Annotated in this window: 11 protein-coding genes and 2 pseudogenes; 7 read left to right on the forward strand and 6 right to left on the reverse strand. The window is 34.6% G+C overall.

Annotated elements, in window-relative coordinates; all coding sequences use genetic code 11:
* The first annotated feature begins 48 nt into the window (after positions 1–48).
* Positions 49–801: a 5'-nucleotidase gene (locus RRF69_RS01385; protein ID WP_316940209.1), complete on the forward strand. Its 753-nt coding sequence runs from the start codon at positions 49–51 to the stop codon at positions 799–801.
* A gap of 1 nt (position 802) precedes the next feature.
* Entirely contained in the window at positions 803–1711 is a 909-nt protein-coding gene (locus RRF69_RS01390; RefSeq protein WP_316940210.1) for a metallophosphatase, read from the forward strand.
* 80 nt (positions 1712–1791) lie between these two features.
* Here RRF69_RS01390 and ligA read toward each other — a convergent pair whose 3' ends face one another.
* The 3 genes from ligA to RRF69_RS01405 all read right to left on the reverse strand — a co-directional run bounded on the left by ligA (position 1792) and on the right by RRF69_RS01405 (position 6884).
* On the reverse strand, positions 1792–3789 hold the full coding sequence (gene ligA, locus RRF69_RS01395; protein ID WP_316940211.1) for an NAD-dependent DNA ligase LigA: 1998 nt from the start codon (positions 3787–3789) through the stop codon (positions 1792–1794).
* Between the two features lie 136 nt (positions 3790–3925).
* Positions 3926–5368, reverse strand: coding sequence for a glyceraldehyde-3-phosphate dehydrogenase (locus RRF69_RS01400; RefSeq protein WP_316940212.1), 1443 nt, complete (start codon positions 5366–5368; stop codon positions 3926–3928).
* Between the two features lie 136 nt (positions 5369–5504).
* The gene (locus RRF69_RS01405; RefSeq protein ID WP_316940213.1) at positions 5505–6884 is read right to left on the reverse strand and encodes a trypsin-like peptidase domain-containing protein; all 1380 of its coding nucleotides are present in this window, start codon (positions 6882–6884) and stop codon (positions 5505–5507) included.
* Between the two features lie 135 nt (positions 6885–7019).
* Between RRF69_RS01405 and dapF the strand changes: the two are divergent.
* The 4 genes and pseudogenes from dapF to RRF69_RS01425 all read left to right on the forward strand — a co-directional run bounded on the left by dapF (position 7020) and on the right by RRF69_RS01425 (position 10210).
* Positions 7020–7794: pseudogene (gene dapF, locus RRF69_RS01410) on the forward strand (diaminopimelate epimerase).
* Positions 7795–7831: 37 nt separating this feature from the next.
* Positions 7832–8352 (forward strand): annotated as a pseudogene (locus RRF69_RS01415) (GNAT family N-acetyltransferase).
* A complete protein-coding gene (mltG, locus tag RRF69_RS01420) occupies positions 8345–9373 on the forward strand; it encodes an endolytic transglycosylase MltG (protein WP_316940215.1) in 1029 nt (342 codons plus the stop codon). The pseudogene RRF69_RS01415 and the gene mltG overlap by 8 nt, the downstream one beginning before the upstream one ends.
* A 315-nt stretch (positions 9374–9688) precedes the next feature.
* On the forward strand, positions 9689–10210 hold the full coding sequence (locus tag RRF69_RS01425) for a peptidoglycan-binding protein LysM (RefSeq protein WP_410479472.1): 522 nt from the start codon (positions 9689–9691) through the stop codon (positions 10208–10210).
* Positions 10211–10275: 65 nt separating this feature from the next.
* Here the strand turns inward: RRF69_RS01425 and RRF69_RS01430 are convergent, their stop codons facing one another.
* From RRF69_RS01430 to dnaA, 3 genes are read right to left on the reverse strand one after another with little or no spacing between them, the layout of a single operon-like run.
* Entirely contained in the window at positions 10276–10980 is a 705-nt protein-coding gene (locus RRF69_RS01430) for an SAM-dependent methyltransferase (RefSeq protein ID WP_316940217.1), read from the reverse strand.
* Between the two features lies 1 nt (position 10981).
* Positions 10982–11431, reverse strand: coding sequence for a low molecular weight protein-tyrosine-phosphatase (locus tag RRF69_RS01435; protein ID WP_316940218.1), 450 nt, complete (start codon positions 11429–11431; stop codon positions 10982–10984).
* Positions 11432–11442: 11 nt separating this feature from the next.
* Positions 11443–12870 carry a chromosomal replication initiator protein DnaA gene (gene dnaA, locus RRF69_RS01440; protein ID WP_316940219.1) on the reverse strand — a complete coding sequence of 476 codons (1428 nt, stop codon included), beginning with the start codon at positions 12868–12870 and terminating at the stop codon, positions 11443–11445.
* A 170-nt stretch (positions 12871–13040) separates the two neighbouring features.
* Here dnaA and RRF69_RS01445 point away from each other — a divergent pair, with 170 nt between their 5' ends.
* The gene (locus tag RRF69_RS01445) at positions 13041–13439 is read left to right on the forward strand and encodes a thioesterase family protein (RefSeq protein ID WP_316940220.1); all 399 of its coding nucleotides are present in this window, start codon (positions 13041–13043) and stop codon (positions 13437–13439) included.
* The last annotated feature ends 6 nt before the right edge of the window (positions 13440–13445 follow it).

Here is a 13445-nt window from a genome sequence, read left to right on the forward strand (position 1 = left end):
GCTTAAATTAGCTGTAACAAATTTAATTAAAAAGAGCTTATAAATTTCATGAAAAAAGCACTTCTTCTCATCTTCTTCCTATGGACATTTACTGGGTGTAAAAAAACTCCAAAGACAGTCACTAAAATTACTGCAAAAACTGTAGAAATTGATGCATCTCTTGAGGAAAAAGAAGCCTATACAGCACTCATTGCTCCCTACAAAAGCAAAATGATTTCAGAAATTAATACTGTCATCTCCTATGCGCCAAAAGACATCAATAGACAGGATGGGAAGTTGCAGAGTTCGCTGGGAAATTTATTAGCTGACCTATGCGTCAAAAGGGCGAACGCCATTTTTAATAAAAAAACCAATCAAAACATCGATTTTTCCATGTTCAATTATGACGGTATAAGAGCTGGAATTTCAAAGGGAGTGGTTACCAATAAAAATCCATTTGAATTAATGCCTTTTGAAAATAGTCTCGTAGTTGTTGAACTTTCTGGAAAAAAAATTGCCGACTTAATTGATTATTTTATCAGAAACAACAAAGCTCATCCCCTTTCTAAAAATATTGAGCTAAAGATTTTTCAAAATGATACCTATGAATTAAGAATCAACTCACAAAAGTTTGATATCACAAAAAAGTACTTTGTATTGACTTCTGATTATTTGCAAAGCGGAGGCGATGGAATGAATTTCTTTAAGAATCCTATCTCGATTTTTAAGACCGGGTATAAAATGCGCCATGCGATTGTAGACGAATTCAAAAGTCAAGATACTCTAAGAACAGCCCTAGATAAGCGCATACAACTCAACTAAAATGGACAGAAGAAATTTTTTATACCAAACGGCTGCAGCTGCTATCCTTACCTCTTCAGGGCTTAACTTGCCTAGTTTTAGCAAAAAACAAAAACACATCACCATTTTACACACCAATGATACGCACAGTAGAATTGAGCCTTTTGAAGCTTCACACTACAAACACGCCAACAAAGGCGGATTTGCGAGAAGAGCAACCTTGGTTGAAAGCATTCGCAAAGAAAATACCAATACCTTATTGCTCGATGCTGGTGATATTTTTCAAGGAACTCCGTATTTCAATTATTTTGGAGGAGCCCTAGAATTCAAACTAATGAGTATGCTGCGGTATGATGTCGCAACCATTGGAAACCACGATTTTGACAATTCGATTGAAGGGCTCTATAAACAGCTACCCAATGCCAATTTCGATTTTGTCTCAGCCAATTATGATTTCAAAAATACGGTATTAGATAGCCATGTAAAGCCATATAAAATTATTGTAAAAGACGATATCAAAATAGGCGTTTTTGGATTAGGAATTAAGTTAGAATCCTTAGTAGATCCAAAAATGTACAAGGAAACCAAGTATCTTGATCCTGTCGAAATTTCTCAAGATATGAGTCGAATTTTAAAGGAGGAAGAACAGTGTGATTTGGTTATTTGTCTTTCTCACTTGGGTTATTTTTACAAAAATAATCCGAGCATTATTTCAGATTTAAACTTGGCAAAAGTGACCCAAGATATTGATTTGATTATTGGGGGACACACCCATACTTTTTTACCAAAACCAACCCTCGTAAAAAACAGTATTGACCAAAATATGCTCGTCAATCAAGTGGGAGCCTTCGGAATTAACCTCGGTCGTGTCGATTTCTATTTTGATGAAGACAATACCAAAACAGCCAAAGGGACAACGATTCTGATATAAAATTTAATGACATACCTTTTCAAAAAGCCCTTTGAAGTTTTCAAAACCTTAAAGGGCTCACTATGAATGTTTACAGCACCTTAAGAAATGAGAGCTATAAAATCTTGCTCAGAAATTATAGAAACTCCTAATTCTTCCGCTTTTGCCAATTTACTTGGCCCCATATGATCCCCTGCTACTATATGATCTGTTTTTTTAGAAATAGACGAACTTACTTTCCCTCCATTGTCTTCAATAGCTTTTTTAAGTTCATTTCTGGATAACTGATGAAAAACACCCGAAACTACAAAAGTTTTACCTTGTAATTTTTCTGTTTGATTTTCTAAATTTTCTGCAGAGAGTTCCAATTGAACTCCATGCGATTTCAAGCGATCAATCAACTGTAGATTATTCAAATTATTTGAAAAATCTAGAATACTTTGTGCAATTCGATCTCCAATTTCATCAACACGAATCAGAGTTTCAAAATCTGCTGCAAATAAAGCATCGATGGATTTAAAGTGTTTTGCTAATTTCTTAGCAACAGTTTCACCAACAAAGCGAATACCGAGTGCAAATAGCACCTTTTCAAAAGGAATTTCTTTTGATTTTTCAATCCCAGCAATCATATTTTTTGCAGATTTCTCTGCCATTCTTTCCAAAGGAATGACTTGTTCGACTCTTAAATCATACAAATCTGCATAATTGGAAATCAAGTTTTCTTTTCGCAATAAGTCAACCGTTTCACCTCCCAAACCATCAATATCCATGGCTTTTCTTGAAATAAAATGCTGTATTCTCCCAGTAATTTGCGGAGCACATCCAAACTCGTTTGGGCAATAATGCTTTGCATCTCCAGGATTCCTTACCAACACTGTAGAACATTCAGGGCAATGGGTTGCATAAATGGTAGGTTGTGAGTTTAAAGGACGTTTTGACAAATCGACTGCAATGATTTTAGGAATAATCTCTCCTCCTTTTTCAACATAAACAGTGTCATCAACTCGAATATCTAGCTTTTCTATTTGATCTGCATTGTGAAGTGAAGCCCTTTTTACCGTAGTTCCTGCAAGTTGCACAGGTTCTAAATTTGCTACTGGAGTAATGGCCCCTGTTCTCCCAACTTGATACGTAATTTCATGCAAGAGTGTAGACACTTGCTCAGCTTTAAACTTATAAGCAATAGCCCATCTGGGTGCTTTTGCGGTATACCCCAGCTCTTCTTGTTGTTGTAGATTATTTACTTTTATAACAACTCCATCTGTTTCATAAGGCAATTGATGACGTGCTAAGTCCCAGTGATTGACAAAATCGAAAACAGCATCAATAGAGGATACGAGCGCCATGGTATTGGGTACTTTAAAACCAACTTTCCTTGCGTGTTCTAAACTTTCAAAATGTGTTTGATACTTTCTTTCTTCAGTAACCACTTGGTACAGCAAACAATCCAAGGGTCGTTTTGCCACCTCGGCACTGTCTTGTAATTTCAAACTCCCACTAGCCGTATTTCTTGGGTTTTTATATTCTTCTTCACCGTTGGCAATCCGCTCTTCATTCATCTTTTGAAAACCGTCTAAGGGCAACACAATTTCTCCACGCATTTCAAAATTTGAGACAAAATCTCCTAAGGGCTTTAAGGGAATCGAACGAATCGTTTTGATATTCGCCGTTACATTATCTCCTTGAAAACCATCACCACGAGTAACAGCTTTGACAAATCGTCCGTTCTCGTATGTTAAATTGATAGAGGCTCCATCATATTTTAATTCACAAGTAAAAGCTACATCATCGGTTCCTAACACTTTTTGCACTCTTTTTTCCCAATCTAATAAATCTTCTTTTGAGTAGGAATTGTCTAATGAATACATTCTATTCTTATGGACAAGGGTTTCGAAATTTTTAGTAATTCCTCCACCGACTCTTTGAGTAGGAGAATTTACATCAAAAAACTGAGGATTCGCTTCTTCTAACTTTTCCAATTCTTTCAGCTTGATGTCAAAATCATAGTCTGAAATTGTTGCACTGTCTAAGACATAATAATTGTGATTGTACTGGCGCAATTCGTCGCGTAGTTGTTCTATTTTTTGTTGAGTTGTCATGAACACTAAAAAGTTAATTCTCTAAAAATAATTTTTGATAAAAATAGAGAAAACTAAATGAATTTTTAAACATTATTGCAAAGGATTCTCCTCTTAGACTCTGATTGAAAAATTCATAGTACGCTGGAAATAGCTACTAATAATAAGTATATCTTCTGACCTTCGCAATGAATTTTGCCAAACGCATTACTTGATGCGAATATCCATATTCGTTGTCATACCAAACATATAGAACAATGGTTTCGGCATCGGTAATGGTTGCTTTACTATCAAAAATAGCTGGTGCAGTTGAACCGATGATGTCTGAAGAGACCAACTCGTTGTCAATGGAATATTTAATCTGCTCTACCAAAGGACCTTCTAAAGCTGCTTGTTTGATAATTGAATTGAGTGTTTCAGAAGTGACTTCTGAATTGAGCTGCAGGCTTAAAATTGCAAGAGAACCATTGGGAATTGGAACCCTGATTGCATTTGAAGTCAGTTTCCCCTCTAAAATAGGAATCGCTTTTGCAACAGCTTTGCCTGCGCCAGTTTCAGTAATCACCATGTTTAATGCAGCAGATCTCCCTCTTCGATATTTAGAATGCATATTATCAACTAAATTTTGGTCATTTGTATAGGCATGAATGGTTTCTAGATGTCCTTTTTTAATTCCAAAATTTTCTTCCAATACTTTTAATATAGGGGTAATTGCGTTGGTAGTGCAAGAGGCGGCTGAGAAAATGGACACCCTATCAGGATGATATTTTAAATGATTGACCCCATACACAATATTGGGAACTCCTTTTGCAGGTGCAGTAATCAGTATTTTACTTGCTCCCTTTGAAGCCAAATGTCGCTGTAAATCCTCACGATCTCTAAAAGCACCCGTATTGTCTATGATTAATGCATTGTCAATCCCATATTGGGTATAATCAATCTCATCAGGTTTATTTGCAGAAATCAGAAACACGGTTGTTCCATTGATAATCAATGCATTATTTTCTGGATCAATCTCTACAGTTCCTATAAAATCTCTATGTACTGAATCAATTCGTAGCAAAGAAGCTCTTTTTTCTAAAACAGCTGCGTTGATCGCTCCACGAACTACAATTGCTCTCAGTCTTAATTGAGACCCCTTCCCCATTTTGGTTAGTAATTCACGAGCTAAAAGACGCCCAATTCTTCCAAAGCCGTATAGGACGACATCTTTAGACGCTAAGTTTTCGCCCTTCTGAGCATTCCGTAATTGATGTTTTACAAAAGCTACTTTGTCACTTGTATTTTTTGGGTGTAAATAAAACTCGTAGGCCAATTTACCTATGTCTAATTTTGATGCAGGCAAAGGAAGCTCCTCTATCGCTTTGGCAATTTCTAATGCATCAATGATGGTTATTGGCTTACTTACAAAGGCTTTTGCATAGTTGATTAAATGTAAGACTTCACCAGCTCTTTTGTCTATTAAAGGATTTCTAAAAAGCACCAACTCAATGGCTTTCTCATACCATAATCTATTTACAATATTGATAAACTCGACTGTTGCTCTTCTGTTTTGAGCCTGGACTAAAACTTCTTTTTCGTAATTTACTTTTGTTGACATTGCAATATATTTGAATAAATTTTCCGCAAAAGTATTTCTTTTTTTTGAAAAACGAAATCGATTGCGTACACTATTTAAACTAAAAAAAATCCTGATGAAAATCAGGATTTTTAAAAACATCTATAACTCACTCCAATTAAAAACGAAATCGTTCTTTTTCTCCATCTAAATTGACCAATTCTATTATACTATTTGAAAATCGGAAACTAGATAATTGATCAATTAATGCAGCAGTTTCTTCTGCATTTGTCACTTTTTTATTGTTGATTGTTGTAATGATAAAACCAGACAAATCATTATCAGGATCTTTGGTCTCCACAATCTTTACTCCATTTGTAAGATCTAATTTTTTTAGTTCTTCCTGACTTAAATTTTGCAATTGCCAACCAAAAGTTTTTGCGAAAATTAGTTTGATCCTCTTGGTCAATATTACTTTTTTAGTCAACAAATCACCATCTCGATCAACAGTAACAACCACAAAATCATAAGGTCTTTTAGCCGTAAGCTGTCCTCGAAGTTCCGAGAATTTAGAAATCTTTACTTCATTGACTTTTACGATAATATCACCCGCTTGTAACCCTGCTTTTTGTGCGCCACTTTCATCCGTTAAATCTGCAATTTTCACTCCATCAATATCGTTCTCTGAATTGTCAATTCGAATTCCTAAAACTGCTTCTTGTACCGTACCAAATTCCAAAAGATCGTCCACTACTTTTTTTGCAATATTTGATGGAACCGCAAATGAATAGCCTATAAAAGAACCCGTTCGAGAACTAATTGCAGTGTTGATTCCCACCAATTCTCCTCGAGTATTGACTAAGGCACCTCCACTATTTCCTGGATTCACCGCAGCATCAGTTTGAATAAATGAGTCGATGGATGAATTCCCTTCCAAATCTCTTCCTTTGGCACTTACAATACCTGCAGTAACCGTGGACGTTAAATTATAAGGATTTCCAACAGCTAAAACCCACTCTCCTATTTTTACACGATCCGAATCGGCAAAAGGGATGTAAGGCAAATCAACCCCAGCATCAATTTTCAATAAGGCGATATCGTTTGCGGGATCAGTTCCTATCAATGCTGCTTTATATCGCTGTTTGTTATTTAAAGTGATTTCTATATCAGATGCATGATCTATTACATGATTATTGGTAATGATGTATCCGTCGGATGAAATAATTACACCACTTCCTGTACCAACTTGTTCAAACTGACGTTGTCCATTTCGGTTTCCAAAAAACAAATCGATGGGACTTGACTGTGTTCTAATCGCTGTGTTTTTAACGTGTACAACGGAATGTACTGAATTTTCTGCAGCTAGAGTAAAATCGATAGCATTTGCATTATCGACAGTATTCGTTGGGGTAGGATTAAAATGTGAATTGATGATAGGGAGTGGAATCGAGGCACTTTGTTGTATTACTCCCTTTTTTTCTACAAACATTTTATAACCTCCCAAAGTAATTGCCCCTCCTAAGATAGCAATACTTAAAAAACTAAAAAATTTCCTCATCTTAATTTATTTTAAATTGCAAAATCAAATATAGAATTTTAACCTGTTTAAAAAATCTGTTTAACTTCGTTTTAACGGACTTTAACCCCATTTTAACATCTCTTTTTTGTAATTGAAATCCCTATATTTGTCCTCATGAAGATTACTTTTTTCAAATACCAAGGGACAGGGAATGATTTTGTTATGATTGATAACAGATCTCAAATCTTTCCAAAAGAAAATATTGGCGCTATTTCAAAGATCTGTGACAGACATTTTGGAGTGGGTGCTGATGGAATTATTTTAATTGAAAATGACGCTGAGTTTGATTTTAGAATGATTTATTTTAATGCTGATGGAAGTGAAACATTCTGTGGGAATGGAGGAAGATGTGCTGTAGCTTTTGCGAAAAAATTAGAGCTTATTGACAATCAAACTCACTTTATAGCTTTTGACGGTGCTCATCATGCAAAAATTGATTCTGATAATATTTCTTTGCAAATGATAGATGTGAGTGAAATTGAAATTAAAAAAAACTCGGTATATACCTACACTGGAACCCAACATCATGTAGAACTGGTTCAAAATTTAGGAAGTTACCCAATACTTCAGAAAGGAAGAGAAATCAGATATTCATATCCTGAACTAAGGTGCAAACGTCAATTTTGTTGAACAAATAGATCCCCATACCTTTAAAGTAAGAACCTATGAGAAAGGGGTTGAAGATGAAACACTAGCCTGTGGAACTGGCGTTACTGCTGTTGCAATTGCGATGCATGCAACTAAAAAAACAATGGACACACTAATTTCTTTACCTGTTTTGGGTGGTGATTTGCAAGTTTCTTTTGAAGAATATGAAGGGAAATATACCAATGTTTTTTTAAGAGGTCCTGCAGAATTTGTTTTTCAAGGAACCCTTGAGGTTTTATGATAATAGAATCTAATTGACTCAAAAAGCTTACAATAAAATGAATTTATCTGGAATAAAAATATGTTTAAGAGCCCTAGAGCCTGAAGATCTAGATTTTCTGTACAAAATAGAAAATAATGAACGCTTTTGGGAAGTAAGCCATACCCAAGTTCCTTTTTCAAAATACCTTCTCAAGCAGTATTTAGAAAATGCTCATTTAGACATTTATGAAGCCAAACAATTGCGCTTGATCATTGAAGAAAACACCACCAAAATACAGGTTGGAATGATCGATTTATTCGATTTTAATCCTCAACACCAAAGAGCAGGGGTTGGAATTTTAATTCATCCTGACTTTCAAAATAAGGGATTTGCATCCGAAGCCTTAAAAATAATCATCTCCTATGCTTTTAAACACCTACAACTGCATCAATTATATGCAAATATTACTGTTGACAATTTCAAAAGCAACTCGTTATTCACAAAAAATGGGTTTATAAAAATGGGAGAAAAAAAGATTGGATTTTCTCTGAAGGAAAATTTAAAAACGAACTCTTATTTCAATTGATCCATGAATAAAAAAATAGTGTTCATTACGATTGCAACATTGGTTGTAATTAGCGGAATCGTTTTCATCAGCTTTTACAAGCGAATATTTTCAGAAAATGTAGTTTTGACTGGAGACTTGTATATCAAGTCAACTGATACTATGGACGAATTAAAAAAGAACATTTCCTCATTTTTAGAAAATGGGGAAAGCTTTGATTGGGTTGCCAAGCAGAAGAAATTTACCAATCCAAAACCAGGTAGATATCTCTTGAGAAAAGGAATGTCTAACAACGATCTTGTAGACCTTTTAAGAAGTGGAAACCAAACCCCTGTAAAAGTGACCTTTAACAATCAAGACACCTTAGAAAAATTTGCCAAAAGAATATCAGAACAAATAGAAGCAGATTCAACACAAATCATACAAGCAATCACAAACAAAACATTTCTTGAAAAGCATCATTTGAATAAAAAAACAGTGTTAGGAATTTTCGTGCCAAATCGATATGAATTTTATTGGACTACTTCCCCTGAAAACTTTAGAGATAGGATGCTCCAAGAATACCATCGTTTTTGGAATACACATCGTTTGGAAAAAGCCCAAAAATTGAACTTGACCCAAAAAGATGTAATTACCTTAGCTTCTATTGTTCAAAAAGAAACTGCCCAAATCTCTGAAAGACCGATTGTAGCAGGATTGTATTTAAATCGACTTCAAAAAGGGTGGCCCTTACAAGCAGATCCTACAATCATTTACTGCATTCGTGAAATAAAAGGCCAAGACTTTGTTGTGAAAAGAGTCTTAACAACAGATCTGGAAATTAAATCTCCTTTCAACACCTATAAAAATAGAGGCTTGCCTCCTAATTTAATAGCCATGCCTGATAGATCTGCCATTGATGCCGTGTTGAATCCAGCAAAACACAAGTATTTTTATATGTGTGCAAATACCGAGAAGCCAGGATTTCACACATTTGCAAAGACACTGACACAACACAATCGAAATGCCGCAAAATATCATCGTTGGATGAATCAAAATGGAGTCAATAGGTAAGTTCTTACTTTCAGAAAACATTTCTCATCCATAAAAGAACCCACCCATAAAATAAATCTAGTTGGGTGATAATTTTGATTTAAATGGAAAAACCTCATTCTTACAACCTAGTTCACGGAATTTTTGCGACATCTTAGCATTTAAATAAAAAAGGAAGAAATTGATTTTTTTTATTTTTATTGAATTTTAACATATTAATAATCAGTGTGCTGAAATTAAATCATAAATTTGCAAGGCCAAACAGAAAGAATCTTAAATATCAATAAGTTACTATTCATACCCCTATTTGTATTTATTGGTTTCTACGCTACTTCAATTGATAGGGTAAAAAATAGGAATCCAAAAAATAATTTCCCAAAAAACAGCTCGTTAGAAGTCCCATATCTCCCAAGAAACTTTGTTGGTTTTAAAGAGGCAGTCGCTTTTAAAGAATCACAAGGAAAATACAATGCAGTAAATACCTTAGGGTATTTAGGAAAATATCAATTCGGAAAAGAAACTTTAAAAAGGTTTAAAATTTACAATACTCGCGAATTTTTAGAGAATCCCGTACTACAAGAAAAAGCATTTGCCGCCTATTGTGCTGTGAATAAGTGGATTCTGAGAAAGGACATCAACCGTTCAGTTGGAAAAACAATACAGGGTATTAAAATTACAGAATCAGGAATATTGGCTGCTGCGCATTTGGGTGGTGCTGGAAATGTAAAAAAATATTTACGAAGCCATGGTAAAATCTGTTTTTCAGATGGCTATGGATCTACAATTCAATCCTATTTAAAAAAGTTTGCTGGATATGATGTCTCAAAAATTAAAGCCAATAGAAAAGCAAGTGTGTAGGCCACAATAGCTAAAAAATTGCCTTTGTTAAAAATTTATCAGAATCCACTCCAATAAAAAAAGTCTTATTTATGAATGATAAAGATAGCCGGCTTTTTATGCAAATCGGGGTGTTGGTATTTCCAGTCCTTGACCGCTAGGGTTTTGATAAACTCTGTAGGAAGGGTAATGTCTGCTGCGATACACAAATTTGTTGTAGGAGTTAATGCAGCTTTTAAATCTGCAAACATTTTCTCATTTCGATAGGGAGTTTCAATAAAAATTTGAGATTGATTTTTATCACTAGAAAGCTTTTCAAGATCCTTGATCGCTTTTTTTCGTTCCCCTTTGTCAATTGGTAAATAACCATTAAACGCAAAATTTTGTCCATTCATTCCAGAACTCATCATCGCCATCAAGATAGAAGAAGGGCCTACTAGTGGAACTACCTGAATTCCTTTTTCGTGCGCTAAGTTGACAATTGTTGCTCCTGGATCGGCCACCGCTGGAACTCCTGCTTCAGAAAGCAATCCAATAGAGATCCCATTTTTACATTCATCTAAGTAGGCCTGGGTCTCAATTTCTTCAGCATACTTATCCAAAGACATTAATTTTAAGGAATCTTGCGGTTTTTTGGGTGCAATTTTTTTGATAAACCTTCTGGCTGATTTTTCATTTTCTACAATAAAATAATCGAGTTGCTCTACAACTTTTTTAACAGAAATAGGCATTACTTCTAATGGCTCTGTATCTCCTAAAGTTGTGGGAATTAAATATAATTTTCCGATCATTTTATAAATTTTCTGCGATTATTGTACAGGCTTGGTCTAACATTTTAAACACATTTTCAAAACCTTCATCTCCTCCATAATAGGGATCTGGAACACTTTGGTTTGCTTTGGGATTGATTTCATTTAAAATCATTTTTACCTTAGCTACATCTTGTGGATTACTGCATAAAGATAAGATATTTTGATAATTACTTTCGTCCATCGCATAGATGGTGTCAAAATCTTCAAAATCACTGATACAAAATTTTCTAGCCTTTTGGCTTGAAATATCGATTCCATATTTTTTGGCTACTGCTATTGAGCGTTCATCGGGTGTGTTGCCAATATGGTAGGCAGCAGTTCCAGCAGAATCTACAACTATTTTTTCGGAATGTACTTTGGATTGTAAAATACCTTCCGCCAAAGGAGAACGACAAATGTTTCCCAAGCAGACCATGAGTATTTTTTTCATAAGAAAGAGGATTAGAAAGTCAATTTCTTCGTTAAGTCGTCAACGTATTTTTTAAACTGCTTGTCAGTTTCTGTTAAGTTATCAACCGTTTTACATGCATGTAAAACAGTAGCATGATCTCGTTGACCAATTTGATTTCCGATGCTTGCTAGTGAGGTTTTGGTCAATCTTTTTGCAAAGAACATAGCGAGTTGCCTTGCTTGAACTATATGACGTTTTCTAGTTTTGGATTGTAAGGTAGCCACATCCATATCAAAATATTTAGAGACTTCTTTCTGGATGTAGTCGATTGAAACTTCTTTCTTGGTGTTTTTGACAAACTTATCTACGATCTGCTTTGCCAATTCCACAGAAAATTCTCTTCTGTTAAAAGATGCTTGTGCAATCATCGAAATAATGACACCCTCTAATTCTCTAACGTTGGATTTAATATTCTTTGCGATATATTCAACAATTTCTTCTGGCATTTCAACGCCATCTCTAAAGAGTTTGTTTTGTAAAATAGAAACTCTAGTTTCATAATCAGGTGATTGCAATTCTGCAGACAATCCCCATTTAAAACGGGATAACAAACGCTGCTCTATGTCTTGCATATCTACAGGTGCTTTGTCGGAAGTTAGAATTACTTGCTTTCCATTTTGATGTAAATGATTGAATATATGGAAAAACACATCTTGCGTCCCTGTCTTTCCAGATAAAAACTGTACATCGTCAATCAATAAAACGTCAATCATTTGATAAAAATGAATAAAATCGTTTCTTGTATTTGATTTTACAGAGTCAATAAATTGTTGAGTGAATTTTTCAGAAGAAATATATAAAACTGTTTTGTCTGGATATTTATCTTTGATATCAACACCAATTGCATGGGCTAAATGGGTTTTCCCTAATCCAACTCCACCATAAATTAACAATGGATTAAAAGAAGTTCCTCCTGGCTTGTTGGCTACTGCCATTCCTGCTGAACGAGCCAACCTGTTCGAATCTCCTTCGATAAAATTATTGAAATTGTAATTAGGATTTAATTGAGATTCAATTTTAACCTTTTGCAATCCTGGAATGATAAACGGATTCCTTAATTCTCTTTTACCAGCCTCTATTGGCATGGTCATTTTTTGAGGTTTTAAGGGATCTCTATTCGAACTAGGTATCTTTACAATCTGAGGTCTATTGCTGCTATAGGTATTCTCCATCCGAACGTCGTAGACCAATTTAGCTTCATTTCCTAATTGTCTTACTAGGGCAACTCTTAAAAGTTTTATATAATGCTCTTCTAGCCACTCGTAAAAAAACTTACTAGGAACCTGAATGGTCAATGCTTCTCCTGATAATTTAACTGGCTTGATGGGTTCAAACCAAGTTTTGTATGCTTGAGGCTTAATATTGTCTTTGATAAAAGACAAGCATTCAGTCCAAACGGAGTCAGCAGTTAATGTCATTCTAGGGTAATGGATTTTATTAGGTTAATACTTGATTTTTAGGGGATAGCCTTAATCTATTTTTAATACTACAAAAGTGTGAATAAAATTCAGTATAAAAAAATCAATTTGCTATTGATTACTAACTTTTTTTTACGTACACTATCTGAAATTATTTAAACTATACTTTTTTGAAAAAACATACTACAAAAATTAGAGTTCGCTATTCTGAAACTGACCAAATGGGCGTTGTATATCATGGAAATTACGCACAATTTTTCGAAATCGGAAGAACAGAATGGCTTCGCTCATTAGGGGTTACCTATAAAAACATGGAAACAAATGGAACAATGCTTCCTGTTGTTTCATTGCAGTGTAATTTTATCAAATCGGCACTTTATGACGATGTATTGACAATACACACTTTTATCAAAAAAAAACCCATGGTAAAAATAGAATTTTATTATGAAATAAAAAACCAAGAAAATGAATTAATTTGTACTGGAAATTCTGTTTTGGCTTTTATGAATATGAAAACAAAGAAACCAATGCCCTGTCCAGAATATGTATTGAATAAAATTGACCTTTAGGTTCAT

The organism is Polaribacter sp. HL-MS24 (assembly GCF_032758595.1).
Taxonomy (GTDB): Bacteria; Bacteroidota; Bacteroidia; order Flavobacteriales; family Flavobacteriaceae; genus Polaribacter.

What these genes read in the sequence shown, in the direction of transcription:
- RRF69_RS01430 (WP_316940217.1), bottom strand. Translation starts at nt 10,980, where the DNA reads ATGATCGGAAAATTATATTTAATTCCCACAACTTTAGGAGATACAGAG.
- ligA (WP_316940211.1), bottom strand. Translation starts at nt 3,789, where the DNA reads ATGACAACTCAACAAAAAATAGAACAACTACGCGACGAATTGCGCCAG.
- dnaA (WP_316940219.1), bottom strand. Translation starts at nt 12,870, where the DNA reads ATGACATTAACTGCTGACTCCGTTTGGACTGAATGCTTGTCTTTTATC.
- mltG (WP_316940215.1), top strand. Translation starts at nt 8,345, where the DNA reads ATGAATAAAAAAATAGTGTTCATTACGATTGCAACATTGGTTGTAATT.
- RRF69_RS01435 (WP_316940218.1), bottom strand. Translation starts at nt 11,431, where the DNA reads ATGAAAAAAATACTCATGGTCTGCTTGGGAAACATTTGTCGTTCTCCT.
- RRF69_RS01405 (WP_316940213.1), bottom strand. Translation starts at nt 6,884, where the DNA reads ATGAGGAAATTTTTTAGTTTTTTAAGTATTGCTATCTTAGGAGGGGCA.
- RRF69_RS01390 (WP_316940210.1), top strand. Translation starts at nt 803, where the DNA reads ATGGACAGAAGAAATTTTTTATACCAAACGGCTGCAGCTGCTATCCTT.
- RRF69_RS01400 (WP_316940212.1), bottom strand. Translation starts at nt 5,368, where the DNA reads ATGTCAACAAAAGTAAATTACGAAAAAGAAGTTTTAGTCCAGGCTCAA.
- RRF69_RS01385 (WP_316940209.1), top strand. Translation starts at nt 49, where the DNA reads ATGAAAAAAGCACTTCTTCTCATCTTCTTCCTATGGACATTTACTGGG.